Annotated in this window: 25 protein-coding genes; 14 read left to right on the top strand and 11 right to left on the bottom strand. The window is 65.1% G+C overall.

From position 1 onward, the window contains the following. Nucleotides 1-29: 29 nt before the first annotated feature. Nucleotides 30-494: a VOC family protein gene (locus tag CH302_RS10535; RefSeq protein ID WP_037194682.1), complete on the bottom strand. Its 465-nt coding sequence runs from the start codon at nucleotides 492-494 to the stop codon at nucleotides 30-32. Between the two features lie 105 nt (nucleotides 495-599). On the opposite strand from CH302_RS10535, the gene CH302_RS10530 reads away from it, so the two are divergent. Continuing rightward, nucleotides 600-1,571 (top strand): helix-turn-helix transcriptional regulator, encoded by a 972-nt coding sequence (locus CH302_RS10530; protein WP_037194379.1) that lies wholly within the window; start codon nucleotides 600-602, stop codon nucleotides 1,569-1,571. 16 nt (nucleotides 1,572-1,587) lie between these two features. Here the strand turns inward: CH302_RS10530 and CH302_RS10525 are convergent, their stop codons facing one another. The 4 genes from CH302_RS10525 to CH302_RS10510 form a co-directional block, all read right to left on the bottom strand. After that, nucleotides 1,588-3,093 carry a protein adenylyltransferase SelO gene (locus CH302_RS10525; protein WP_037194382.1) on the bottom strand — a complete coding sequence of 502 codons (1,506 nt, stop codon included), beginning with the start codon at nucleotides 3,091-3,093 and terminating at the stop codon, nucleotides 1,588-1,590. A gap of 60 nt (nucleotides 3,094-3,153) precedes the next feature. Continuing rightward, entirely contained in the window at nucleotides 3,154-3,975 is an 822-nt protein-coding gene (locus CH302_RS10520; RefSeq protein WP_082323811.1) for an ABC transporter ATP-binding protein, read from the bottom strand. Beyond that, the gene (locus CH302_RS10515) at nucleotides 3,972-4,970 is read right to left on the bottom strand and encodes a FecCD family ABC transporter permease (RefSeq protein WP_371828456.1); all 999 of its coding nucleotides are present in this window, start codon (nucleotides 4,968-4,970) and stop codon (nucleotides 3,972-3,974) included. Before CH302_RS10515 ends, CH302_RS10520 begins: the two co-directional genes overlap by 4 nt. A 65-nt stretch (nucleotides 4,971-5,035) precedes the next feature. Continuing rightward, on the bottom strand, nucleotides 5,036-6,082 hold the full coding sequence (locus CH302_RS10510) for an ABC transporter substrate-binding protein (RefSeq protein ID WP_037194384.1): 1,047 nt from the start codon (nucleotides 6,080-6,082) through the stop codon (nucleotides 5,036-5,038). 165 nt (nucleotides 6,083-6,247) lie between these two features. Here CH302_RS10510 and CH302_RS10505 point away from each other — a divergent pair, with 165 nt between their 5' ends. Further along, complete coding sequence (locus CH302_RS10505; RefSeq protein ID WP_037194386.1) at nucleotides 6,248-6,667, top strand: nitroreductase/quinone reductase family protein; 420 nt, start codon at nucleotides 6,248-6,250, stop codon at nucleotides 6,665-6,667. A 15-nt stretch (nucleotides 6,668-6,682) separates the two neighbouring features. On the opposite strand, the gene CH302_RS10500 is transcribed toward CH302_RS10505, so the two are convergent. Next, complete coding sequence (locus tag CH302_RS10500) at nucleotides 6,683-7,351, bottom strand: NAD(P)H-dependent oxidoreductase (protein WP_052047995.1); 669 nt, start codon at nucleotides 7,349-7,351, stop codon at nucleotides 6,683-6,685. A gap of 78 nt (nucleotides 7,352-7,429) precedes the next feature. On the opposite strand from CH302_RS10500, the gene CH302_RS10495 reads away from it, so the two are divergent. The 5 genes from CH302_RS10495 (at nucleotide 7,430) to CH302_RS10475 (ending at nucleotide 12,021) form a co-directional block, all read left to right on the top strand. After that, a complete protein-coding gene (locus tag CH302_RS10495; protein ID WP_037194388.1) occupies nucleotides 7,430-8,002 on the top strand; it encodes a TetR/AcrR family transcriptional regulator in 573 nt (190 codons plus the stop codon). A gap of 58 nt (nucleotides 8,003-8,060) precedes the next feature. Continuing rightward, a complete protein-coding gene (locus tag CH302_RS10490; RefSeq protein WP_037194391.1) occupies nucleotides 8,061-8,591 on the top strand; it encodes a hypothetical protein in 531 nt (176 codons plus the stop codon). A gap of 181 nt (nucleotides 8,592-8,772) precedes the next feature. Next, the gene (locus CH302_RS10485) at nucleotides 8,773-10,248 is read left to right on the top strand and encodes a PepSY-associated TM helix domain-containing protein (protein WP_037194393.1); all 1,476 of its coding nucleotides are present in this window, start codon (nucleotides 8,773-8,775) and stop codon (nucleotides 10,246-10,248) included. Beyond that, nucleotides 10,245-10,805 carry a copper chaperone PCu(A)C gene (locus CH302_RS10480; RefSeq protein ID WP_037194395.1) on the top strand — a complete coding sequence of 187 codons (561 nt, stop codon included), beginning with the start codon at nucleotides 10,245-10,247 and terminating at the stop codon, nucleotides 10,803-10,805. Before CH302_RS10485 ends, CH302_RS10480 begins: the two co-directional genes overlap by 4 nt. Beyond that, nucleotides 10,798-12,021 (top strand): Dyp-type peroxidase, encoded by a 1,224-nt coding sequence (locus tag CH302_RS10475; RefSeq protein ID WP_037194397.1) that lies wholly within the window; start codon nucleotides 10,798-10,800, stop codon nucleotides 12,019-12,021. The genes CH302_RS10480 and CH302_RS10475 overlap by 8 nt, the downstream gene beginning before the upstream one ends. A 28-nt stretch (nucleotides 12,022-12,049) precedes the next feature. On the opposite strand, the gene CH302_RS10470 is transcribed toward CH302_RS10475, so the two are convergent. From CH302_RS10470 to CH302_RS10460, 3 genes are read right to left on the bottom strand one after another with little or no spacing between them, the layout of a single operon-like run. Then, nucleotides 12,050-12,652 carry a TetR/AcrR family transcriptional regulator gene (locus CH302_RS10470; RefSeq protein ID WP_037194399.1) on the bottom strand — a complete coding sequence of 201 codons (603 nt, stop codon included), beginning with the start codon at nucleotides 12,650-12,652 and terminating at the stop codon, nucleotides 12,050-12,052. A 26-nt stretch (nucleotides 12,653-12,678) separates the two neighbouring features. Then, nucleotides 12,679-13,839, bottom strand: a complete 1,161-nt coding sequence (locus CH302_RS10465) for a TIGR03364 family FAD-dependent oxidoreductase (RefSeq protein WP_037194401.1) — start codon at nucleotides 13,837-13,839, stop codon at nucleotides 12,679-12,681. A 27-nt stretch (nucleotides 13,840-13,866) separates the two neighbouring features. Then, nucleotides 13,867-14,580: a GntR family transcriptional regulator gene (locus CH302_RS10460; RefSeq protein WP_037194403.1), complete on the bottom strand. Its 714-nt coding sequence runs from the start codon at nucleotides 14,578-14,580 to the stop codon at nucleotides 13,867-13,869. Between the two features lie 108 nt (nucleotides 14,581-14,688). Here CH302_RS10460 and CH302_RS10455 point away from each other — a divergent pair, with 108 nt between their 5' ends. The 6 genes from CH302_RS10455 to CH302_RS10430 are packed head-to-tail and all read left to right on the top strand — an operon-like array spanning nucleotide 14,689 to nucleotide 20,644. Continuing rightward, complete coding sequence (locus tag CH302_RS10455) at nucleotides 14,689-15,387, top strand: phosphonatase-like hydrolase (RefSeq protein ID WP_037194405.1); 699 nt, start codon at nucleotides 14,689-14,691, stop codon at nucleotides 15,385-15,387. A gap of 56 nt (nucleotides 15,388-15,443) precedes the next feature. Further along, complete coding sequence (locus tag CH302_RS10450; protein ID WP_037194408.1) at nucleotides 15,444-16,412, top strand: phosphate/phosphite/phosphonate ABC transporter substrate-binding protein; 969 nt, start codon at nucleotides 15,444-15,446, stop codon at nucleotides 16,410-16,412. Then, a complete protein-coding gene (gene phnC / locus CH302_RS10445) occupies nucleotides 16,412-17,218 on the top strand; it encodes a phosphonate ABC transporter ATP-binding protein (protein ID WP_037194410.1) in 807 nt (268 codons plus the stop codon). The genes CH302_RS10450 and phnC overlap by 1 nt, the downstream gene beginning before the upstream one ends. Further along, nucleotides 17,215-18,807, top strand: a complete 1,593-nt coding sequence (gene phnE, locus CH302_RS10440; RefSeq protein ID WP_037194412.1) for a phosphonate ABC transporter, permease protein PhnE — start codon at nucleotides 17,215-17,217, stop codon at nucleotides 18,805-18,807. The genes phnC and phnE overlap by 4 nt, the downstream gene beginning before the upstream one ends. After that, entirely contained in the window at nucleotides 18,783-19,799 is a 1,017-nt protein-coding gene (locus tag CH302_RS10435) for a zinc-binding dehydrogenase (protein ID WP_037194414.1), read from the top strand. Before phnE ends, CH302_RS10435 begins: the two co-directional genes overlap by 25 nt. A gap of 47 nt (nucleotides 19,800-19,846) precedes the next feature. After that, nucleotides 19,847-20,644 (top strand): DNA-formamidopyrimidine glycosylase family protein, encoded by a 798-nt coding sequence (locus tag CH302_RS10430; protein ID WP_037194416.1) that lies wholly within the window; start codon nucleotides 19,847-19,849, stop codon nucleotides 20,642-20,644. A gap of 119 nt (nucleotides 20,645-20,763) precedes the next feature. Here the strand turns inward: CH302_RS10430 and CH302_RS10425 are convergent, their stop codons facing one another. Together CH302_RS10425 and CH302_RS10420 are read right to left on the bottom strand one after the other, a co-directional pair. Then, nucleotides 20,764-21,483, bottom strand: coding sequence for a GAF and ANTAR domain-containing protein (locus CH302_RS10425; RefSeq protein WP_037194418.1), 720 nt, complete (start codon nucleotides 21,481-21,483; stop codon nucleotides 20,764-20,766). Nucleotides 21,484-21,702: 219 nt separating this feature from the next. Then, the gene (locus CH302_RS10420; protein ID WP_027495724.1) at nucleotides 21,703-21,873 is read right to left on the bottom strand and encodes a CsbD family protein; all 171 of its coding nucleotides are present in this window, start codon (nucleotides 21,871-21,873) and stop codon (nucleotides 21,703-21,705) included. Between the two features lie 149 nt (nucleotides 21,874-22,022). Here CH302_RS10420 and CH302_RS10415 point away from each other — a divergent pair, with 149 nt between their 5' ends. Further along, nucleotides 22,023-23,006: a YihY/virulence factor BrkB family protein gene (locus CH302_RS10415; protein ID WP_037194691.1), complete on the top strand. Its 984-nt coding sequence runs from the start codon at nucleotides 22,023-22,025 to the stop codon at nucleotides 23,004-23,006. The last annotated feature ends 159 nt before the right edge of the window (nucleotides 23,007-23,165 follow it).

Genomic DNA, 23,165 nt, shown 5'->3' with positions numbered 1-23,165 from the left:
AAAAGTAATTTACGTCGCAGCCCAACTCGTCATTCGGCGTGCGCGGGCGCCACGTCGAGGGACCAGGTCACACCGAACCGGTCGGTGACCATCCCGAAGCCGGGGCTCCACGATGACGCGGCGAAAGGTTCGATGATCTTTCCCTCGGTGCAGAGAGCGTCCCAGTAGCCCTGTACCTCGTCGATGGTGTGGCCGCGGACCGAGACGAAGAAGGGCTGATCGGTGACGGTGGTGCCGTGTTCACGGTAGGTGTGGCCGGTGACCTCGGTCGAATCGGCGGTCCGGCCGGGAATGTCGTAGGCCATGATCCGAAAGCCGTCCTGGTTCTCCACCTGACCGAAAACGACCTTGTCGGCCCCAGGAAGGTCCTTGGGCATCCCGAAATCGCCGTAGGTCGAGATTGCCGTCTGTCCACCGAATACCGACGCATAGAACTCCAGGGCCGCTCGGGCGTCACCGCGAAAGTTCAAGTGGGTGGTGGTGAGGATGCTCATCGTGTACTCCTGCTGCCGTCGACGTGCGGGGTCGTTCCCCGGTGATTCGACTGTGGCAGTCATGTAGGTCAGTTTCTGTCCTCTACTCCGCCTACGATCGAAAAGATGACGGCGACCACCTCCCGACTGCTGACCCTGTTGTCGTTGCTGCAGACCACTCGGGACTGGCCGGGCAGCGTGCTCGCCGAGCGCTTGGAGGTCAGCCCACGCACGGTTCGACGCGACGTCGACCGCCTCCGCGAGCTGGGATACAACATCGCTGCGTCGATGGGTCCCGAGGGCGGCTACCGCCTCGACGCGGGAAACCAGTTGCCGCCGTTGCTCTTCGATGACGACCAGGTGGTAGCGCTCACGGTGGCGCTGCGATCGGCCGGCGCGGCATTGGAAGAACCGGCAGTGCGCGCCCTGTCCACGGTCCGGCAGGTGCTGCCTTCCCGGCTGAGGCATCGCGTGGATGCACTCCAATTCACGTCGATCACTCATCCACCGGGCGGTACCGATCCGGCCCCGGTGTCGACGGACGTACTCGTTGCGTTGTCTGCCGCGGTGCGGTCTCGCGTAGTGCTCAGATTCGATTACGGGGGCCGGAGCGACGCCGAGGCGCGACCGCCCCGCACAGTGGAACCGCACTACCTCGTCACCTCGCTTGGACGGTGGTATCTGGTCGCGTGGAGTCGCGATCGCGCCGATTGGCGCGTCTTCCGTGCCGATCGCATCACCTTACGAACGCCCGACGGCCCACGGTTCGAGCCGCGACCGATCCCGGGCGGCGATGCGGCGGAATTCGTCTCGGCCAGGTTCAAGGGCTCCGATTCGGTGAACCGATGGCCGTGCGTCGGTACCGTGATTCTGCACCGGCCGGCCCGCGAGGTTCTGCCGTTCGCCGGCGAGAGTGTCGTCGAGGATCTGGGGCCCGACCGATGTGGTCTGACGGGCGGGTCGTGGTCGTGGATAGCTCTCGCGGCAACTCTGAACCATTTCGACGCCGATGTCGACGTGGTCGGCCCTGCGGAGTTGAGCGACGCTTTTGCAGTACTCGCACAACGGAACTCGGCCTCGGCAGGCGTGTTGAAGTAGTGGTCGACGATCTGATTCAGGTACCGCAGAATGTCTGAAATCCTGCACTGAAGTTCTCGGGCGCAGGCAGGGCGTAGTCCGACCGGTCCCCGCGTCGGTCGAACGGTGACGTGACGACGTCGAGCAGACGCTCGAACGGCTCGAGATCGCCCGCTGTGGCGGATCCGAGTGCGGCGTCCACCAGATGGTTACGAGGAATGTACGCCGGGTTCACGCGGTCCATGGCGTCGGCGATCGACGAGAAGTCCTGTCCCCGTGCCGAAACCGAAGTTCGCCAACGGTTCAGCCACGTCGAGGACGCGTCCGGCGGAACGAGGGAGTCGAACGGTGACGAGTGCCCGCGCAGGTTGTCCGCGAGCGCGCGGAAGGCCAGGGTCCAGTCGACGCGGTGGTCCGTGAGCACCCGGTGCAGGTCGTCGACCAACTCCGCGTCGGCGACCCCGTCTCCCAGTCCGAGTTTGGCGGACATCGCGGCCGCGTAGTGCCGGCGGTAGCGTTCCCCGAACGTGTCCAGGACCGCTGTGAGAGCTGTGATTGCGGTATCGGGCGTCGAATCGACCAGTGGAAGTAGTGTTTCGCCGAATCTGGCCAGATTCCAGCCGAGCACTGCGGGTTGATTGCCGTAGGCATAGCGTCCGCCGTGGTCGATGGAGCTGAACACCGTAGCCGGATCGTAGGCGTCCAGGAAAGCGCACGGCCCGTAGTCGATGGTCTCGCCGGAGATGGTCGTGTTGTCGGTGTTCATGACACCGTGTACGAATCCTACCGACATCCATTGCGCGACAAGCGATGCTTGGGCTTCGACGACGGCCTCGAAGAATGCGAGGTAGCGATCCTCGGCAGGCAACTCGACGAGTGCGGGGTAGTGGCGGGCGATGGCATGGTCGGCGAGGGGCTGTGTGAGCCCCTCACGCCGGGCAGCGAACTCGAACGTGCCCACCCGCAGATGGCTGGACGCGACCCTGGCGAGTACCGCTCCGGGTTGCGGACCTCCTTCCCGCACCACCTGTTCCCCGGTGGTGACCACCGCGAGTGAGCGGGTGGTGGGGATGTGCAAGGCATGCATTGCCTCGCTGATCAGGTACTCGCGCAGCATGGCTGCGACCACAGCCCGTCCGTCGCCACCACGTGAGAACGGCGTTGCTCCGGACCCCTTGAGATGCAGATCGATTCGACGCCCCTGCTCGTCGCGAAGCTCGCCGAGCAGCAGTGCTCGGCCGTCGCCCAGCAGTGGTTGGAAGCTGCCGAACTGATGACCCGCGTACGCCATCGCCACGGTGGCGGTCCCGGCCGGAGGAATGGACCCGGACAGCACGCCTGCCCCCTCGGCGGTGGCCAAGGACGCCGGGTCGAGCGCGAGTGACCGGGCCAGGCCGTCGTTGAGAATCAGCACGCGAGGGGCAGGTGCGTGGGCACCCTGCCACGGCAGCGTGACGCCGGGAACCTCGTCGGCCAAGGTGGTCTCGAACCCGAATGCGGGCAGGCTCGTGGTCGACACTTCAGGCCTGATGGATTCGCTCATGGTTCAGGGGTACCACGAATCGTGGCACCCAATCCCAGGGTGACTGCAATCCGATGCCGATCAGAGGCGAGAAACCGCCGTCACGCTGGTGTCCTGCTCCCCATCAACGGTCTCGTACCCGGCCGCTGCATCGAAGCGGATGTGCACTCGTCCGTCGTCCCCGTCCACCGAAACGCGCGCCCGCACTCGATACACCTCGGCGATGAGTTCTTCGGTCAGCACGTCCGCAGGTGTGCCTCCTGCGACGACCTTGCCGTCGTGGAGCACCAACACCTCGTCGCAGAACATCGCGGCCAGGTTCAAGTCGTGCAGCGCAACGATGCTGGTGATCGGCAGACGGGCGACGAGGGCCAGCAATTCGAGCTGGTGATGGATGTCGAGGTGGTTGGTCGGCTCGTCCAGCAACATCTCGCGAGGCTGCTGGGCGAGTGCGCGTGCAATGTGCGCCCGCTGCTGCTCACCACCGGAGAGCGTGCGCCACAACCGATCCGCTTTGTCGGTGAGTCCGGTCTGCGCGAGCGCGTCGTCCACTGCGTCGTCGTCGCGGTCGCTACCGCCGAACGCCCCGCGATGGGGGATCCGTCCCAGACGCACGACATCGCCGACCGTCACGTCGACGTCCGTGTGCGCGTGCTGTCCGACGACCGCGACGGCGCGAGCGATGTGCTTGCGTTTGAGCGAACCGAGCTCGGCACCGTCCAACTCGACGACGCCTGAGGTGGGCGACGCGGCCCCGGCCAGCAGGTGGAGCAGCGAGGACTTACCGGAACCGTTGGGCCCCAACAGGCCCACCGTTCGGCCGGGTGCCGGGTGCAGCGTCACTCCGTCGACCACGAGTGCGCCGCCGCGCTTCCAGGAGACGTTCGACGCGTGCAGTGTCATCGAATTCCTCTCTTGCGAGCCATGATTGCGATGAAGGCAGGGACACCGACCAGTGCTGTTCCGACGCCGACCGGCAGTGGGGTCGGGGCGAAGGCGACTCGGGAGACGGCGTCGACCCACACCATGAAGATCGCGCCGATGACGGCAGTGGTGGGCACGAGGCGGCTGTGGTTGGGCCCCACCAACAGTCGCGCCGCGTGCGGAAGAATGAGGCCGACGAAACCGATGGCACCGGCCACGCTGACGAGTGTCGCAGTGATCAGGGCGGTTCCGACGAGCAGTGCCAGGCGCACCTTCTTGACGTCGAAGCCGAGCGAGGACGCCACCGAGTTTCCGAACGCGAATGCGTCGAGCACGTACGCGTAGTAGCAACAGACCACTGCGCCGATACCGGCCACGGTCACACAGAGCACGACGTCGTTCCATCGGACTCCCTCGAACGATCCGAGGAGCCAAAACATCACGCCGCGGGTCTCGTCGGAGTCCGCGAACGCGAAGATCACGAAAGATGTCAGCGCCGAGAACAATTGAGTGGTCGCGACACCGGCGAGGATGACGCGGTCGTTTCCGCTACCGGACATGCGGGCAAGGAAGAGCACCAGCCCGAACGCAACGAGCGCACCGATGAACGCGCCGCCCGACAGACCGAGTGCGGCACCGCCGATACCGAGAACGCCGACCACGACGGCACCCGTCGAGGCGCCCGAGGAGACACCGAGCACGAACGGGTCCGCCAGCGGATTACGCAGGAGCGACTGCATGATGACGCCGCAGATGCCGAGTCCGACGCCACTGGCTGCGGCGACGAGCGCACGGGGGAGTCGCTCCTCCCAGATGATCGCGTTCTTCGATACCTTCACCGGGATGTCGGTGACGCCGAGATGGTTGAGCACCACATCGCGCACGTTGACCAGTGAGATGTTCGCCGGCCCGAGGGTGATGGCGACGAGGATCGACACCACGCACAGCACGACACCGCCCAGCAGGGCAGCCACCCAACGCCACAGGTGGCGGGAGGTCTGCGATCGCTGGGCGATGCGCGGGCGGGTGATGGTCGCGGTCAGGACGACAGTCCCAGGTCGCGCAGTCCGGCCGACACCTTTTCGACGCCGTCGACGGCCCGAATCGACGGGTTCATCTCTGCACCGTGCAAGGAGATGTAGTGCTTGTCTCGGACGGCGGCCATCGTGCTGGTGACGGGGTCGGACTCCAGGAATGCGATCTTGTCGGCGAGCAGGTCACCGGGAAAGCGGTTGCGCGCCAGGTCGCCCAATACCAGGACGGTCGGATCCCGATCCACCATGGTCTCCCAGCCGACAGCAGGCCAGTCGTCGTCCGTATCGGCGAAGGCGTTCGTCATGCCGACCGATCTGGCGAGTAGATCTGCCGATCCCCGTCCGCCTGCGATGTACGGACTCTTGGTGTCCGCGAACCAGAATGCCACGGAGACATCCGATTCGGCCGTGGTAGCGGTGGCGTCGGCCATGCGGGTCTTCAGTTCGTCGACGAACTCGGCACCGCGCTCGTTGACGTCGAAGATCGCTGCGAGTTCGGTGATCTCCTGGTACAGCGACTCCATCGTGAGCGGCGTCGTTCGGGTGTTGCCTCCGTTGACACTGCGGCCGGCGTCGCAGTCGGTGGGTGAAAGATACGTGGCGGCACCGGTTTCGGTGAAGCGTGACCGCTGAGCGACGCCACCTTGCTCGAAGTGGCGTCCGAACGATGCGGTGACGAGGTCGGGTTCGGTATCGACCACGACCTCGTAGGTGGGGGCGTTGTCGGCCAGTCGGAGAACCGAGGCGTTCGCGTCGGCGAGGTTCTCGCGGACCGGATCGGTCCAGGACGCGGTGCCCACCATACGGTCCTGCACACCGAGTGAGAGAAGGATTTCGGTGGAGTTCTGGTCGAGCGAGACCACGCGCTGCGGGGCGGAGTCGAAGGTGACCGTTTCGCCGCAGTTCTCGATCGTCAGCGGATAGGACGTCCCACCATCGGTGGCTTCCGCGGCCGCGTCCGGTACCTCCTCGGATGCTCCGCACGCGACGAGCGATCCGACCAGGGCGGCAGCGGCGGCGAGGGTGCCTGCGCGGCGACGAACATCGAGCATGTGAGATTGTCCTTCGGGTTCAGACAGCAACGAGCCGTCGGGGATCGCCCGACGGCGGTGCGCACCGAGGTGCGTATGAGCACAGGCTAACCTTTGGTTCTCATCGATGGAAATCGCAGGATGCGATCACGTCCGGTGCGACGTGCTGCGCGTCATACTCGTTGTATGGCCGACTTCAACCAGATGATCATCGACGAGTTCCGCAGCAACGGCGGACATGTGTCCACGGCGGGGTTCGGCGATGCGCTCGTCGTTCTGCACTCCATAGGTGCCAGGAGCGGCGAGGTTCGGTTGAACCCCTTGATGGCGATCCCGGAGGGCGAAAGCTGGCTGATCGTCGGGTCGGCCGCCGGCTCACCCAAGGATCCTGCCTGGGTGCACAACCTGCGCGCACACCCGGCAATCGACGTCGAGGTTCCCGGAGACGGTGCCGTCCGCACCATCTCGGTGACCGTGTCGGAAATCCCCGACGACGAGTGGGACGCGAACTGGCAGAAATTCTTGAACGCGTCCGAGGGCTTCGCGAAGTACGTCGAGACAGCCGAGGGGCGACGGTTCCCGATCTTTCGGTTGACGCCGGCCTGACCGGACGATGCCTCCTTACCGGTTCTGCATCGCAGCAACTCGATTCGAGTCGGCCAGTGCCGGCGTGTGACGAGTGTCGACGCTCGGTGGCCGATGTCGTGTCCGACCGGCAACAGCGATACCGATATCGGTGATCTGGGCAGCGAGGTCGTCCCGGTCTCTGGTGTCCGACTCGTACACGAATGTGGTGGAACCGACTGTGGCTCCGCAGTATTCGACGATACCGCGCTCGATCTGTGTGCGGAATGCGTCGTACACACCGTGGCGTTCGAAGCTCTCGGCGTCGTCGCCTGCGATCACCACCAGGTGGACGGTGAGGCGATCCAGCTTCTTGACGAACTCGACTCCCGGGCTGTACTCGTACGCCCATCCGCTGACGAAGACGCGATCGATCCACCCTTTCAGCAGGGCGGGCATCGACCACCAGTACATCGGGAAGACCAGAACCAGGTGGTCGGCTCGGTCGATTCTCTGTTGCTCTGCAACTACGTCAGCAGGCACGGTTCCGTTGCCGCGGAACAGATTCAGGTCGGCTGTGGAAAATCGGGGATCGAAGTTCTCCGCAGCGAGGTCGGCCGTCTCGACCGTGTCGCCCGCGGTGCGGATCGCGTCCGAAATGGATCCGGCGGCACGGTGGGTGAGGGAGTCGGGATCGGAATGGGAAACTACGACAAGTGTGGTCATGGCTGGTTCCTTCGATGAGGCGAACGGCTATGTACCAAGAGTAGGTTACTATTCGTATATAGCGCAAGGAGGCCCGTGATGGCTCGGACGAGACTGTCCCGATCGGACAGATACGACCAACTGGTCGAGGTCTCGTGGGCTCTCGTGCGGGCCGAGGGCGCCGACGCGCTGACATTGGGCCGGCTGGCCGAACACGCCGGTGTTGCAAAGCCCGTGGTGTACAGCCACTTCGGCTCACGTGCGGAATTGCTCGCAGCGTTGTTCACGGAATTCGACGACCGGCAAACGGCCATGCTCGAGGAATCCCTCGACGCCGCATCGGTGTCGCTCGACGGCCGCGCACGGGCGATTGCGAACTCCTACGTGGGTTGTGCTTCGGCTCAGGGGCGGGAGCTGACGGGTGTGCTTGCTGCGCTGGAAGGTTCACCGGAACTCGAACAGGTCAAGCGCGCTGCCGAGCGGGCGTACTCCGAACGTTGCCGAGCGATACTCGAGCCGTTCGGCATCGGTGGTATCTCGACGCCCGCGCTCACGGCGATCTTCGGTGCTGCGGATGCGTTGTCACATGCCGCTGTCTCGGGGTCACTCACCCGTGACGAGGCAACCGAGGAGCTGACGGAGTTGATCGTGGCCGTCGTGGGTAAGTCCTGACTGCTCGCCGGCCCGCTGCGTGCTACTACGGCGAGTAGTTGGTAGTAGTATCCCGTTCATGTCTGCCACCACGGATGGGTTCGCGCCTCTGCGCGGTGCCTCCGTGGGCGCTCTGTCCGCACTGGTCACAGCCACGGCACACACCTTCGGCGGTGGGATGTTCCCCTCGGACGCGGCGATAGTGCTGCTGGTGCTCGTGTGCGCGGCGGCCGGATACGCGACATCGGTCGCACCGACAGCGGGAGCACCCCGGGCGCAGCTGCTTGTCGTTCTGGCCACGGCGCAGGCGATCGGTCACCTGCTGCTCACCGCCGTCGACGGTCACCATCACGGTTCGATGCTCACCCAGCAGATGCTCGCCGCGCACGCCGTTGCCGTCCTGTTCGGCGCACTTGCCATCCGCGGAGCCGAGCACGGAATCCGGCGCGCGGTCACCTCGCTCCGCGAAACACTGCCGATGCTGGCAGCGCTCGTCGTCGACGACAATCGCATCGCCCCACCACTCCCGGTGTACCGGATCCCGGGATCACCACGACTTCTCGACCTTTCGGGCTGCGGAAACCGCGGACCACCGGCTCGAACTGCCTGAGCACACCCCACCGTCTCGCCCGCCCTGCTCGTCAGGCGTCGGGTAGTGGGTTGCTGCCGCATTCGACACCGCACATCGCACTCTCGGTGATTCACGCTGCCTCCGCGCGGCCCGGTCCCGTAGGCGATGCCACCTCGCGCACATCCGCGCGCCCACTCATCTCTTCACGAAACGAGACCTCGTGTCCACACCCGAAATGGAACGCGTCGCCGATCCTTCCCCGCCCACCCGTCCGACAAGCCCTCGCAGCTGGCGTCCGCTGATCCTGCGGCTGCACTTCTATGCGGGCATTCTCGTTGCACCGTTCATTCTCATCGCCACCATCAGCGGCGGGCTGTACGCCGTCGCACCGACCATCGAACAGCTCATGTATCGGGACTACCTGCACGTCGACGCCACCGGCCCGGCCGTGCCGGTGGCGGATCAGATACGCGCAGCGCAGGCCGAACGACCCGATCTCACCGTCGCCGCCGTTCGCCCCGCAGCCGAAGCAGGCGACACCACCCGAGTGATGTTCACCGACCCCACCCTCGGTGAATCGAAGCGGCTGGCCGTCTTCGTCGATCCCGCGACCGCGACGTCCGTGGGCGAGCTGACGGTGTACGGCTCGTCCGGCTCATTGCCTGTGCGTACCTGGATCTCCGAGCTGCATCGCCATCTGCACCTGGGTGAACCCGGTCGCCTCTACAGCGAACTCGCCGCCTCGTGGCTGTGGGTGATCGCGCTCGGCGGCCTCTACCTATGGTTCGAGCGCTATCGACGCAACCGCGACAAGGCACGACTGCTCACTTTCGATCGAAAGTCGAAGGGGCGCAATCGGTCGTTGAACTGGCACGGAGTGGCGGGAATCTGGATCGCTGTGGGTCTGATCTTCCTGTCCGCCACCGGACTCACGTGGTCCACCTACGCGGGCGAGAACGTCACCGACCTCCGCACGGCGCTGAGCTGGACCACCCCCGCCATCACCAAGACCATCGGTTCCTCCGAGGCGACGACGACGGGTGACCACTCCGGTCACGGCGGTCATTCGATGGACATGTCGGCCGACGCGTCGATGACCGACGACAACGTCGGTCGCATCGATTCGGTCCTCGGCATCGCGAAGGCCAACGGTATCGACGGGGCGGTGGAGGCGTCGATCCCGGCGTCGGACGACGCAGCGTTCGTCGTCGCCGAGACCCGTCAGCCCTGGGTGATGTCGAACAACTCCATCTCGATCGACGGCAGTACCGGCACGGTGATCGACACCCTGTACTTCTCCGACTGGCCCCTTGCTGCCAAGCTCTCGGCCTGGGGTATCCAACTGCACATGGGGACTCTGTTCGGTGTAGCCAATCAGCTTGCGCTGCTTGCACTTGCGGTCGCTCTGGCATCGGTCATCGTCCGCGGTTACATGATGTGGTGGAAACGCCGTCCCACCAAGGCAACCGGCCTCACCGCGGGGCGTCCCCCGCTGCGCGGCGGCATTCGCCGAATCTCACCGATGTCCGTCGTCGCACTGACGGTCGTCGCGGTTGCTGTCGGCTGGTTCGTCCCACTCCTCGGGCTGAGCCTGGTGGCGTTCCTCGCCGTCGACGTGGTCCTCGGCTCGATCCGTCGAGCACGGACCAGAACCGCCAATGCTGCTGCCTCTCGACACGAAAGCGAACTCGCATGACACTCTCCCGACGTACCTCGACCTTGTTGGCCGCACTGTCGGTCACCGGTCTGATCCTCACCGGATGTTCCAGCAACGAGCCGGCCGCCGCGGCGAAGGAGTCCGATTCCGTTGTCGTCCGCGAGCAGTGGGTCAAAGCCGCCGACTCCGGTATGACCGCGGCGTTCGCCGAATTGCAGAACACCGGCGACTCCGATGTGCACGTGGTCGGTGCGTCGTCGCCGGCGTCGAGCACAATGGAACTGCACGAGATGGCAACCGGGGCCGACGGAGCGATGGTGATGCGTCCGAAGGAGGGCGGCTTCGTCATTCCGGCGGGCGGAACGCATGTGCTCGCCGCGGGCGGCGACCATTTGATGCTCATGGATGTGACCTCTCCGCTCACTCCAGGAGCCGACGCGGAGTTCACCCTCGAGTTCGAGGATGCGTCGAGTACGACGTTCACCGCGCAGGTTCGTGACTTCTCCGGTGCCCAGGAGAACTACGAGCCGGGCAGCATGGACATGGACATGGACATGGACGGGTCGGCAACCCCTGCCCCGACACCCGGTGGCTGACAACGACAACCGGTCACCACGCTCGCTGAGCCGGCGACGTCTCCTCGGTGGAGGCGTCGCCGCGCTCGGAGTCGCGGGGGTGGGAGCCGCGACCGGTTACGGAATCATCGGCGACCGGGCCGAGGAGACGGCCACCGGAGGTGACACGGTGCCGTGGCGTGGCCTGCATCAAGCGGGCATCGATACGGTTCCGCCACAGGCACACTCGACGTTCGTCGGGCTGACCTTGCACGATCGAGTCGGGCGCGACGAGCTGATCGGGATTCTGAAGGTCTGGACCGAGGACATCGGACGGCTCACTGCCGGTGCACCCGCGCTGGCCGATACCGAAGCCGAACTGGCGCTTCGGCCCGCACGCCTGACGGTGACCGTCGGACTCGGCCCCGGCGTGTTCGATGCGATCGGTCTGCCGGATCGGCGGCCGTCGTGGCTGGCACCGCTTCCTGCCTTCGGAATCGACCGTCTGGAACCGGAATTCACCGGTGGAGATCTGCTGCTGCAGGTGTGCTCGGACGATCCTGTCACCGTTGCACATGCCCTTCGGGTACTCACCAAGAACGTTCGCTCGTTGGTGACGATCGCCTGGACGCAGCGCGGGTTCCGGCGCTCGCGGGGTACCGAGGAATCGGGCACCACGATGCGCAATCTGATGGGGCAGGTCGACGGTACCGTCAATCCGAAGGCCGGAAGTACCGACTTCGACGGCCTGGTCTGGGACGACGGCAGCGACCAGCCCTGGATGCAGCACGGAACGTCGATGGTGTTGCGTCGCATACGAATCGAGATGGACACCTGGGACGAACTGGACCGACCCGGCCGGGAGTTGTCGGTGGGGAGAACTCTCGACACCGGTGCCCCGTTGACCGGAACCGCAGAGTTCGACGAGGCCGATTTCGACGTGACCGATCGATTCGGCATTCCGGTCATCCCGCCGTCCTCGCACATCGCGAGGGCACGGCACCTTCACGACGGCGAGCGAATCTTCCGGCGGGCGTACAACTACGACGATCCACCTGCTCCCGGTTCGGTGTCGAACTCCGGGCTGCTGTTCGCGAGCTATCAGCGCGATGTGCTGACCCAGTTCCTACCGATTCAGCAGCGCCTCGACGAGTTCGATGCACTGAACGAGTGGACGACGCCGATCGGGTCCGCGGTGTTCGCGATACTGCCGGGAGTGGTCGACGGCGGCTATCTGGGTCAGAGCCTGCTCGGGTGACTGCGCCGACAGGTGCGGATCCCGCGACTCAGAACGAGGTTGCCAGGGCGACGCCGAGCGCGGTCAACGTGTCGACGAACTCGGCTTCGGTGAATGTCAGAGTGCCGCGCAGCCATCGGTCGAGAAGTTCGGTCGTCCCGGCGATCATCAGCACGGTGGCTGCCTCGGCGCGGGGGTCCGCAGGATCGGCGTCGAGCACTGCTTTCATCAGCAGTGGCGTGAACCTGTCGACCATCTGTCGGCGCCGGTCCTCGAGTGCGGGATTGGCCGACGCCTCGGTGTACAGCAGGGAAGACCGTGGATCGGCGGTGAGAGCGCGCACCAAGGCCGCGGCGGTGTGTGCGACGCGTTCTTCCGTCGATCCATGTTCCTGTTCGAGCTCGTTCAGTGCGGTTCCCACGGTATCGATCACGTCGTCGAGTGCAGAGACGAGGATGGCGTCGCGGTCACCGAAGCTCTCGTAGAAGTAGCGCTTGGAAAGGCCGGCGCGGGCACAGATGTCGTCGACCGTGACGGTGGAGACACCGGACTCCGCTACGGCGTCGAGGCACGCGTCGAGCAGCTTCTCGCGTCGCTCACGTCGACGTTCGTCGGCGGCGACGCCTCGGTAGGGACGAACGACGGGCGGCATGGCTACATCTTGACACGAAGATGTGCTCAGTTGTGCGCGGTGAGCCGAGGGCGGGTCTCTCGCCGCGCGACCGGGGTCAGAGCGCTGTCCACGTTGGACAGCGCAAGGCCCATGCTGGTCGTCATGCCTATTCCGGTGGTGACGGTGGCGACGTACACGCGATCGACCGGTTCTTCCAGCAGGAACTCCGAGCCCGGTGCCGAGCAGTACGTTCCCTGCCACCGCTCCGTGACGTCCACGCGGTCGACCCCGAACAGGGCCTTCGCTTCGGTGACCAACACCTCGAATCCGCGCTCGCTCTGGAACGGCGACGCGGTGATCTCGCGAACATGTGTGTCGCCCAGCAGGATCGAGCCGTCCGGTTGCGGGGTGTACATCTGGTGCAGGTCGAGTTCGACGTACTCGGGATGCTCGGCCTGCAGGCGGGCGGCGACGTCTGCGACGGCCGGCAGGTTCTCGAAACCCGAGTACCGGAGCAGGGACCAGCCTGTGAACAGCGGGGTGGGCAGCGGCGCACGCAGCGGCAGCGTGGCACGCAGCATGTGCAGCCTGCATCGCACCAGTCCGCCGCGTTCGGCGCTCTCGGGAAACAGGCGATCGATGTCGTGGTTGACGGTGACGAACGTGGTGCCGGCATGCAGCTCGCCGCGCGAGGTGTGGACGACGCCCGGGGTGAACGACGTTGCAGCGGTACGCCAGTGGAAGTCCACCCCGGAGTCGGCGAGCCAGCGCGCGATGGCAGGTGCGGCGGCACGCGGGTCGACCTGAACATCGGTCGGCATGTACATGCCGCCTACGACGTCGGCGTGCGCGATGGGCAGTCGGCTCGATATCTCGGCGCGGTCGAGCAGTTGTACCTGCTCCTTCCCTCGCAGTTCGGCGAACTGCTCGAGCACCGTGTATTCGTCCTCGTGCCGGGCAACACAATGCGTCCCCGCTTCCGCAGCCCAGAAGCCGGCCTTGCCTGCAAGGTCGAGCCAATGACTGCGGCCGACTCGAGCGTATTCGAGTGCAGTGCCGGATTGCGCAGTGATGCAGGCGTGTCCGAAATTCTGCACCGAGGCACCTGCGACACGATCGGCATGATCGACCACCGCCACGGTGAGCCCACGCCGATGGGCGTGATAAGCGTGTGCGAGACCGACGATGCCGGCCCCGACGACCACGACGTCGTACGTCGATGTCATGTCAGGCGTCTTTCTCGAGAGGTCATGTCAGGCGTCCATGACAGCGGTGAAGGTCATCCGGTCTCCGCGATAGAGCGATCGTCGGTGTTCGATGGGAACCCCGGCCGTGTCGTAGGAGACGCGGCCGAGCAGAAACATCGGTGTCCGGGTGTCGACGGTGAGCAGTGCGGCTTCTCGGGCATCGGGGAGGACGGTTTCGATGGTGTCGACTACGCGTCCGAAAGCGATTCCCCGTGCCGCCAATTCGGCGTACAGCGAGGAACGGTGATCGAAACTGTCCTGCAACCCGGGAATCCGATACGCGGGAATGCGAGTCGTCTCCAGTCCGACTCGGACGTCACCGGTGGTGAAGACGCGTTCGAGTTGGACCACCTCCGAACCGGTCTCGATGCCGAGTAGTTCCGCCAGAACGTCGTCGGCTCGGAACACGTCCCAACCGACCAGGATTCGGGTAGCGCTCATACCCTTCTCGCGCGCGGCCTCGGTGTACGAGCCGACGGCCAGCGGCAGCACCACTTTGGGTTCGGCCACAACCGTCGCACGGCCCCGTCGTTCGATTCGACCGGCTACCAACAGTTCTCGGATGGCTTGACGCAATGTCTCGCGGGACACGTCGTATCGATCGGCGAGATCGCGCTCGGAAGGAAACGCATCGCCCGCCGACATGCCGTCGAGCATGGCGTCGAGACTTCTGCGGACGATCTGGTGCTTGAGTACGCGAGGTTCGGTGTCCACGACCATGGACCAACCATAGCAGTAATTGGTCTAGACCTATTCGTCGTACGACGTTCACGGCCTGTTCACCCGAGTTCCACGTATTGGTCTATACCAAACGGCAGTGTCTTCCTCATGCCGAACTCCACCAGCCCGAACACCCGCACGGCCTTCGAACTCGTCGTTCTGGACATGGCCGGAACCACGGTCACCGACGACGGTCTGGTCCTCGAATCGTTCGATGCCGCTGCCACTGCCGTCGGACTCGCCGACGCCGGTCCCGAACGTGACGAGGCCCGCCGCTATGTCCTGGACACGATGGGGCAATCCAAGATCGAGGTGTTCCGTGCACTGTTCGGAGCAGAGGACCGTGCTCAGGCCGCCAACCGTGCCTTCGAGTCGGCGTACGACGCTCGCATCGACGACGGGGTCTCACCCGTACCCGGTGCGGCCCAAGCGATCACGAAGCTTCGCGAATCCGGAGTCGCCGTCGTTCTGACGACCGGATTCTCGGCACCCACCCAGAACCGCATCATCGACGCGCTCGGCTGGCGGGATCTGCCCGACGCGTTCCTCGCACCCGGGAGCGCCGGTCGCGGCCGTCCGTACCCCGATCTCGTCCTGTCGGCCGCCCTGCTCGCCGAGGTGACCGACATGTCCGCCGTCGCCGTCGTCGGTGACACCTCCAGCGACATCCTGTCCGGCCGCCGCGCCGGCGCATCTCTGCTGATCGGTGTGCTCACCGGAGCGCACTCCGAGAATCAGCTGCGCGAGGCGGGTGCCACGCACGTGCTCGACAGCGTCGCCGACCTTCCGCCCGTCCTTCTGCCCTGAACAGCTCTGCCCCGAACAACCACCACACTCGAACGTCACCGAACGGAAACCATGCCATGATCACCACCTCTCGCCGTCGTGCCGGAACCGCCGCAGCCGTGCTCTCTGCCGCGGCTCTGGTCGTAGCCGGTTGCTCAGGCTCCTCCGAGGGAGCCACTACCGAGCAGGGATTCCCCGAAACCATCACGCTCGCTGCAATTCCCGCCGAGAACTCGACGGATCTGAAAGCCAGCTACGACCCGGTCATCGAGCGGCTCGAGAACGAGACCGGAGCGACCGTCGACTTCGTCCAGGCCTCGGACTACGCCGGTGTGGTCGAGGGCTTGATCGCGGGCAACGTCGACATCGCGTTCTTCGGTCCCTTCGCCTACGTCGTTGCCGGAATCAACGGAGCCGACATGACGCCGCTGGGTGCCGTCGTTCAGGACGAGGCAAGTCCGCCCGGATACCAGTCCTACGGAATCGCCCGTTCGGACAATGCCTCGGTGAACGGTCTCGCCGACTACGCAGGCAAGAAGGTCTGCTTCGTCGACCCGAGCTCGACCTCCGGGTTCCTCTATCCGACAGCGGGACTGATCGAGGACGATGTCATCACCTCGGGTTCGGAGGCAGACATCTCCGCCGCCATGACCCCGATCTACGCGGGCGGGCACGACGCATCGGCACTTGGAGTCAAGGCCGGTGACTGCGACGCCGGGTTCGCATTCGACACCATGGTCGACCGCACGATGATCGACAACGGCGAGCTCGCACCGGGTGAGCTCAAGACGGTGTGGAAGTCCGAGATGATCGCCGGATCGCTCTTCGCGGCCAACAACGACCTCGGCAGCGAGGCCATCGCGAAACTCCAGGACGTGTTCAGCGAGGGCATGAACTCGGATGCCTTCATCGCCGACGGCATCTGCGCCGAGGAATGCCGCATCACCGACGAGGACGCCTGGGGCGTCGTGCCGGCACAGGACAGCGACTACGACGGCGTGCGCCACGTATGCGAGGTCACCGGTTCCGAGAAGTGCCAGGGCTGATGAAATCCGCACCGATGGACCCGCGCGACGTGGTGGTCAGCGTCCGCAACGTCACCAAGACGTTCGGGTCGACCACCGCGCTGCAGGACGTGAACCTCGACGTGCACCGCAGTGAAATGCTGGTACTGCTCGGGCTTTCCGGCTCCGGCAAGTCGACGCTGCTGCGATGCATCAACGGTCTGCATCCCGTCACCTCGGGGAGCGTCACTGCACTCGACATTCGCGTCGACCTCGCGAACCGGCGCCGAGTACGCGAACTGCGCCGAGACGTCGGGTTCATCTTTCAACACTTCAATCTCGTGGGCCGGTTGAGTTGCCTCGAGAACGTACTCGTGGGTGGCATCGGCCGCCTGTCGATTCCGCGCTACGGCGCGCTCACCTACCCGAAAGCGATGCGGGAGGAAGCCAGGGCGTGCCTCGACCGAGTCGGGTTGGCGGACTTCGCCGAACGCCGCGCCGACACTCTGTCCGGTGGTCAGCAGCAACGGGTGGCAATCGCGCGAACCCTGATGCAGCGTCCGCGGATCGTGCTCGCGGACGAGCCCGTCGCCTCACTCGACCCCGAGAACGCAGGTGTGGTCATGGACCTGTTGCAGCGAGTGTGCAGTGAAGAGAAGCTGACCGTGGTGTGCACCCTGCATCAGGTCGATCTCGCGCTCGGCTGGGCGCATCGCCTCGTGGGTCTGCGAGACGGCCGGGTGGTGCTCGATCGCCCCGCCGTCGGTCTTCGGCGCGATGACATCATGCCGATCTATCAGAGGATCGCGCCCGACCCCGGGAACATGACCACGGTGGCACCGACATGACCGTCACCGTGGAACCGAAGCCCACGAACGTTGCAGTACAGGATCATCCGCGGCGACGTCGATGGCTGTTCCCGGCGCTGGGTGTCGCCGCCCTCGTTCTCACCGTGCTCTCGGCGGGCTACATCGACTTTGCGCCTACGACCTTGATCGACGGTCTGGAGGATGTCGGCAACCTACTCGAGCGGATGCTGCCGCCCCGCGTCGACGACACCGGCAGGATCGTCTCCCTCGCACTCGACACACTGCTCATGGCGGTACTGGGCACTGTGCTCGCAGCGATCGTCTCGGTACCGCTGGCGTTTCTCGCGGCGCGGAACACCTCGCCGCACCCGATCCTGTACAGCATCGCTCGCGCCGTCATCACCTTCTGCCGGGCGATGCCGGATCTGCTGTTCGCGGTGCTGTTCGTCAGGGCGTTGGGAATCGGTGTGCTGCCCGGCATCCTCGCGCTCGCACTGCATTCCATCGGCATGCTCGGCAAATTGTTCGCCGACGCCATCGAAGAGACCGATGTGGGACCGCGAGAGGCGCTCCGTGCCGCTGGCGCCGGTTACTACCGGGAAATGATCAACGCCGTTGTTCCGCAGGTTGTTCCGGCCTGGATCGGAGCCTTCGTCTATCGAATCGACATCAACCTGCGCATGTCGGTGGTCCTCGGCTTCGTCGGGGCAGGCGGTATCGGCTTCGCCCTTCAGGACGCTCTGCGCGGACTGATCTACCCGCGTGCTCTCGGAATCGTGCTGGTGATCCTGGTGATCATCGCCGCGATGGAATTGGCGGCGATGGCTCTTCGCCGCATGCTGCTGGTGCCGTCCGCGGCAGGCCCACAGCGCGATCGACTGATGCGAATCGGGGCGTCGGCCGTGCTCGTCGTCGCGGTCGTGGCGTCCTTCGTCGTCCTCGAGCTGGATCCGCGGTCGCTGCTGACGTGGATCGGACCGTCCGTCGAGGTGTTCGGGCGAATGGTCCCACCGGATTTCTCCGCACTGGGAGCGGACCTGTTCGACGCCGCCGTGCAGACCGTCGCCATCGGAGTCGTGGCCACCGCAATCGGAATTGTACTGTCCATACCCGTCGGAGTTCTGGCTGCGCGCAACGCAACTCCGCATCCCGCGGTGTACTGGGTCGCGAGATCCTGGATCCTCCTGGTTCGCGCCGTCCCCGAACTCATCCTCGCCGTTGTGTTCGTTGCAGCGCTCGGACTGGGTCCGGTGGCGGGAACCTGCGCACTGGCCATCGGATCCGTCGGATTCCTGGGCAAGCTCGTCGCCGATGCCATCGAGGAGATCGACCCCGGTCCCCTCGACGCGGTGGCGTCGGTCGGTGGCGGGTGGTGGAACCGGACTCTGAGTGCCGTTGTTCCTCAGGCCATTCCGTCGATGGTCGGTTCGAGCCTGTATCTGCTCGACGTGAACATTCGGACCTCCACGATCCTGGGGATAGTCGGTGCAGGCGGTATCGGCTTCCTGCTCTTCGAGTCGATTCGTACCCTGAACTTCGACGTCGCCGGTGCAATCGTTCTCGTCATCTTCGTCGTCGTGTACATCGTGGAAAGGATCTCCGGATGGATCAGATCACTGTTGGTCTGACACAGGCCGCTGTCTGGACGGGGAGCGGGATCGAGATGTGGGACATAGGAATTCCCGCTCTCGAGCCGGGAGGCCTGCTGGTGCGAGTCGACCTCGCCACGGTGTGCGGCAGCGACCTGCACACCGTGTCCGGGCGACGACACGGTGCGTGCCCGTCTGTACTCGGGCACGAGGCCGTCGGTCGTGTGGTTGCCGTCGGTGACGCGACGTCGGCTGCGGAGGTGGGGGATCGGATCGTCTGGTCGGTGACCGTGCCGTGTGGCCGGTGTCTCCGGTGCGCGTCCGGCTTCACGGCCAAGTGTTCGTCCGTGCGCAAGGTGGGTCACGAGTCTGCCGAGAGCGCATGGGTTCTCAGTGGCTCCTACGCTCGACACATCGTGCTCCCGCGCGGAACCGCAGTGGCCCGTATTCCCGACACCATGCCCGACGCCGTGGCCGCGCCCGCAGCGTGTGCGACAGCGACGGTGATGGCCGCTCTCGACGCCGCCGGTGTCGTCGACGGCCGACGGGTACTGATCGTCGGAGCAGGAATGCTGGGGGTCACCGCCGCCGCGGCGGCGAGCGAGCGAGGAGCAGCGGTGTCGGTTCTCGATCGAGACCCGGAGCGGCAGAGACAAGCTCGTGTATTCGGGGCCGCGGAGGACGACGGTGGACGTACGGATGTGGCCATCGACTTCTCCGGATCGTCCTCGGCCGTGCAGGCGGCCCTGGGGCGACTCGACATCGGTGGGCGGCTCGTGCTCGCCGGATCCGTCGCGCCGGGTGCACCGATCGCCGTCGACCCCGAAGCAGTGGTGCGGAACTGGCTGACCATCACCGGAATCCACAACTACGAGCCCCGTCACCTCCACCAGGCCGTCGCCTTCCTGCACGACACCGGTGCGAAGTATCCATGGGAGACCCTCGTCGAGGCGCCGGTGCCCTTGGCGGAACTCGCTTCGGTGTTGCGGCCGACGCCGTCGGGCATCCTTCGGTCGTCGGTTGCACCGTGAGGAGCGGCGTCGGATTGCGTTTTCCGTAGCCGGGATACACAGCACGCATGCCCGAAGGTGACACCGTGTTCGTATTGGCCGCGAGATTGCGTCGAGCATTGGACGGCGCATCGTTGCGGGCCGGAAGGCTTCAGGTGCCCGCGCACGCAGTGGAGAATCTGGCCGGCCGAACCGTCGTCGCGCATCGGACGCACGGCAAACATCTGCTCACCGATTTCGACGACGACACCACGCTGCACACGCATCTGCGGATGAGTGGATCGTGGACGGTCGTGCGGGCCGGTCGCTCGATTCCGCAGCGCATTCGACCCGACGTGCGCGTCCGGCTTGCTGCGGTCGACGGGCCCACCGCGTACGGAATTCTGCTGCCGGTCGTCGACTACGGACACACGCGGGACATGAACGCGCTGATCGCGCATCTCGGACCGGACCCGCTGCATCCGACGTTCGACGCCGAGCGCGCAAGTGCCAACATTGCCGCCCAGGGACGGCGGCCGATCATCGCGACGTTGCTGGACCAGCGGGTGATCGCCGGGCCGGGAAATCTGTGGGCGAACGAGCTCTGCTTTCTCCGAGGAATGTGGCCCTGGACGCCGTCGAGTGATGTCGACGCGCAGAGATCGGTCGCGTTACTCGAGCGAGCGATGCGTCATTCGGCGACAGTTCCCGGTGCGATGCAGGTGACCACCGGAGACACTCGAAAGGGCCGTGCGCACTGGGTCGCCGGTCGAGCAGGAAAGCCGTGTCTGCGGTGTGGAACGTCGATTCGGGTGGTCGCGGAGGTTCCCGGTGACCCCGATCGGCGTCGAACATGGTGGTGTCCGAGGTGCCAACCGGAGCGGTAGCGACGAGCGGTCGATCGCTGTTGTCTCAACGACATAACCGCCCGCGGGTATCGCGTGTTGTCTGCCGATACCACTGACAGCCATTCCTCGTGAGCAGAGAATCGAAACCCGTCGGGTCGTCAGAAGGTCGAGTTCGTCGGGTGATCGGTCTCCACCAGGTCACGAGCCACACGGTGCAGAGGGAGATTCTGTTGCTGTGACAGCTTGGCCAGAAGATCGAACGCCTGCACCGCGTCCAGGTCGTAGCGCTCCATGATCATGCCCTTGGCCTGGCCGATGATGTCTCGACTGGCCAGGCCGGTCCGGAACTGTTCGTTGTCGCGGGCGCTGAGCATCGCGATGGCGGCATGCGCTGCGAGGGCTTCACCGATCTCGACCGCGTCGGTGTCGAAGGCTCCCTGCTCGTCGCTGTAGAAAATCAACGCACCGAGGTCATCGGCATTGCTGAAGAGCTGAAACGCCGCCAAGGACTTGAAGCCCTCTTTCACGGCCAGAACCGCGAACTCCGGCCATCTCGGTTCCGCCGTGAGGTCGTGGGATACGACGACGTCGAAGTGGCGAACCTCGGTGGGAATCGGGCCTTCGTCGAGCTCGTACTGAAGCCGACACAGCTTCTCGGCAAGGGGGTCGGTGGACGCTACGACGGTGCGCACGCCTTTGCGCACCGTGGTGACACATCCCACGGTCGCGCCCGGGATGAGCCGGATCGCTGTGCGCAGAATCTCGCTCACCGTCTCCGGCATCGACCGACGGGTGTCGCGCAGGGAGCGCGCGAATTCGGCGAGCGACGATGCGGGGGAAGACCCGGGAAGCTGTACACCGGTCGATGGTTGCGACATTCAGAGAGTCCTCTCGCACAAGACCTCCGCCGCCTTCGCCGGAGAGATCCACGAACACGCCTTCTGCTGGACGCCCATATCGGCCGACAATGTCGACTCCGTGCACTTTATACGTTGTCATCAGGAGGTTGTACCTAGAACCGAAGTGCATCGGCAGCGACACCCGAGAATGCAGCGAGGGCCGTCGATCCGGAGATCGACGGCCCTCGCGAATGCGACCTACTTGAAGGTGTCCTTGATGTTCTCGCCGACCTTCTTCACGCCTGCCGAACCCTGGTCCTTCTTGCCCTCGGCCTCGAGGTCCTTGTTGTTGGTGGCGTCGCCCACAACTTCCTTGGCCTTGCCGATGGCATCTTCTGCAGCGTTCTTGGCCTTGTCGATGAAGCTCATGTGAGTTCCCTTCTCGTTTCGTGCGGTGTCAGAAGTTGGTCGAGGCTCGAACCGGAAATCGCACGCCGGGTCGCTGAGATCTGGGTCACACCGGATACGTGCGCGGGCAACGTTTCCAGCAGCGGCGCGGCGGATACATTCGATCGATGATGGTCGGCAAGGTGGACAGCTTTCAGCGCAGACACCCGTCGGCGGGTTTCCCGCTCGCGGTTCTGTACAAGTTTCTCGACGACCGAGGTGGATATCTCGCGGCTCTCATCGCGTACTACTCCTTCCTGTCGTTGTTCCCGTTGTTGCTGCTCTTCACCACCGTGCTGGGAATCGTTCTGGCCGGTGACCCGGAGCTGCAGACCCGCATCATCGACTCGGCAATGAGCCAGATCCCCGTCATCGGTGATCAACTCGGTCAGCCGGATCGACTCAGCGGCGGAACAACGGCCATCGTCATCGGCGTGGTGGGGTCGCTGTACGGCGGACTCGGGGTGTCACTGGCCGCGCAGTACGCGATGAACACCGCATGGTCCGTCCCGCGAAACGAACAACCGGATCCGATCAAGGGTCGGCTGCGGGGGCTGCTGCTGCTCAGTACCGTCGGCACCGCCATCATCGGCCTGACCGTTCTCAACGGAGTCGCATCCTCGGGCGTGTTCGGGTTTGCCGGCGGTGCACTGGCACTCGTCGGAGCGGTCGTGGTCAACGCCGTGGTCTTCACCGCTGCGTTCCGAATCGGGACCGCTCGCGCCCTGAGCGTGCGCGAGGTTCTGCCCGGTGCCGCGATCGCAGCCGTGATCTGGCAGGCGCTGCAATCGTTCGGCGGCATCTACATTCGCTATGTCGTCGGCAATGCCAGCGCCAGCAACGGTATCTTCGCGATCGTCCTCGGCCTGCTCGGTTTTCTCTACGTCTCGTCTGTGCTGATCGTGCTGTGCATCGAAATCAACGCCGTACGCGTCGACCACCTACATCCCCGGGCGCTGTTGACACCGTTCACCGACAACGTCGAACTCACCGAGGGTGACAAGAACTCCTACACCGGCCAGGCAGAAGCGCAGCGCAACAAGGGATTTCAGGACATCACCGTCACATACGAGGAGCCGGATTCGGTGACGGAAGAGGACTCGCCGAGTAAGTGAGCCGACCGCGTCGGCCGGTTCTCCGGTCTATCGGGGATCGGGGTGAGGCAAACGCGCGCGCATTCGTTGGGTGCGCGCGGAATAGCGAGGTGATCGGGCGCGAAATCGCGCGCGGATGGCAAACGCGCGCGCATTTGCGGGGACTGGGGCCGCGGGGAC

The organism is Rhodococcus sp. 15-2388-1-1a, assembly GCF_002259145.1.
GTDB lineage: Bacteria > Actinomycetota > Actinomycetes > Mycobacteriales > Mycobacteriaceae > Rhodococcoides.
This window is presented reverse-complemented; position numbering and strand designations above follow the sequence as displayed.

What these genes read in the sequence shown, in the direction of transcription:
- CH302_RS10535 (WP_037194682.1), bottom strand. Translation starts at nt 494, where the DNA reads ATGAGCATCCTCACCACCACCCACTTGAACTTTCGCGGTGACGCCCGA.
- CH302_RS10530 (WP_037194379.1), top strand. Translation starts at nt 600, where the DNA reads ATGACGGCGACCACCTCCCGACTGCTGACCCTGTTGTCGTTGCTGCAG.
- CH302_RS10525 (WP_037194382.1), bottom strand. Translation starts at nt 3,093, where the DNA reads ATGAGCGAATCCATCAGGCCTGAAGTGTCGACCACGAGCCTGCCCGCA.
- CH302_RS10520 (WP_082323811.1), bottom strand. Translation starts at nt 3,975, where the DNA reads ATGACACTGCACGCGTCGAACGTCTCCTGGAAGCGCGGCGGCGCACTC.
- CH302_RS10510 (WP_037194384.1), bottom strand. Translation starts at nt 6,082, where the DNA reads ATGCTCGATGTTCGTCGCCGCGCAGGCACCCTCGCCGCCGCTGCCGCC.
- CH302_RS10505 (WP_037194386.1), top strand. Translation starts at nt 6,248, where the DNA reads ATGGCCGACTTCAACCAGATGATCATCGACGAGTTCCGCAGCAACGGC.
- CH302_RS10500 (WP_052047995.1), bottom strand. Translation starts at nt 7,351, where the DNA reads ATGACCACACTTGTCGTAGTTTCCCATTCCGATCCCGACTCCCTCACC.
- CH302_RS10495 (WP_037194388.1), top strand. Translation starts at nt 7,430, where the DNA reads ATGGCTCGGACGAGACTGTCCCGATCGGACAGATACGACCAACTGGTC.
- CH302_RS10490 (WP_037194391.1), top strand. Translation starts at nt 8,061, where the DNA reads ATGTCTGCCACCACGGATGGGTTCGCGCCTCTGCGCGGTGCCTCCGTG.
- CH302_RS10480 (WP_037194395.1), top strand. Translation starts at nt 10,245, where the DNA reads ATGACACTCTCCCGACGTACCTCGACCTTGTTGGCCGCACTGTCGGTC.
- CH302_RS10470 (WP_037194399.1), bottom strand. Translation starts at nt 12,652, where the DNA reads ATGCCGCCCGTCGTTCGTCCCTACCGAGGCGTCGCCGCCGACGAACGT.
- CH302_RS10465 (WP_037194401.1), bottom strand. Translation starts at nt 13,839, where the DNA reads ATGACATCGACGTACGACGTCGTGGTCGTCGGGGCCGGCATCGTCGGT.
- CH302_RS10460 (WP_037194403.1), bottom strand. Translation starts at nt 14,580, where the DNA reads ATGGTCGTGGACACCGAACCTCGCGTACTCAAGCACCAGATCGTCCGC.
- CH302_RS10455 (WP_037194405.1), top strand. Translation starts at nt 14,689, where the DNA reads ATGCCGAACTCCACCAGCCCGAACACCCGCACGGCCTTCGAACTCGTC.
- CH302_RS10450 (WP_037194408.1), top strand. Translation starts at nt 15,444, where the DNA reads ATGATCACCACCTCTCGCCGTCGTGCCGGAACCGCCGCAGCCGTGCTC.
- phnC (WP_037194410.1), top strand. Translation starts at nt 16,412, where the DNA reads ATGAAATCCGCACCGATGGACCCGCGCGACGTGGTGGTCAGCGTCCGC.
- phnE (WP_037194412.1), top strand. Translation starts at nt 17,215, where the DNA reads ATGACCGTCACCGTGGAACCGAAGCCCACGAACGTTGCAGTACAGGAT.
- CH302_RS10435 (WP_037194414.1), top strand. Translation starts at nt 18,783, where the DNA reads ATGGATCAGATCACTGTTGGTCTGACACAGGCCGCTGTCTGGACGGGG.
- CH302_RS10430 (WP_037194416.1), top strand. Translation starts at nt 19,847, where the DNA reads ATGCCCGAAGGTGACACCGTGTTCGTATTGGCCGCGAGATTGCGTCGA.
- CH302_RS10425 (WP_037194418.1), bottom strand. Translation starts at nt 21,483, where the DNA reads ATGTCGCAACCATCGACCGGTGTACAGCTTCCCGGGTCTTCCCCCGCA.
- CH302_RS10420 (WP_027495724.1), bottom strand. Translation starts at nt 21,873, where the DNA reads ATGAGCTTCATCGACAAGGCCAAGAACGCTGCAGAAGATGCCATCGGC.
- CH302_RS10415 (WP_037194691.1), top strand. Translation starts at nt 22,023, where the DNA reads ATGGTCGGCAAGGTGGACAGCTTTCAGCGCAGACACCCGTCGGCGGGT.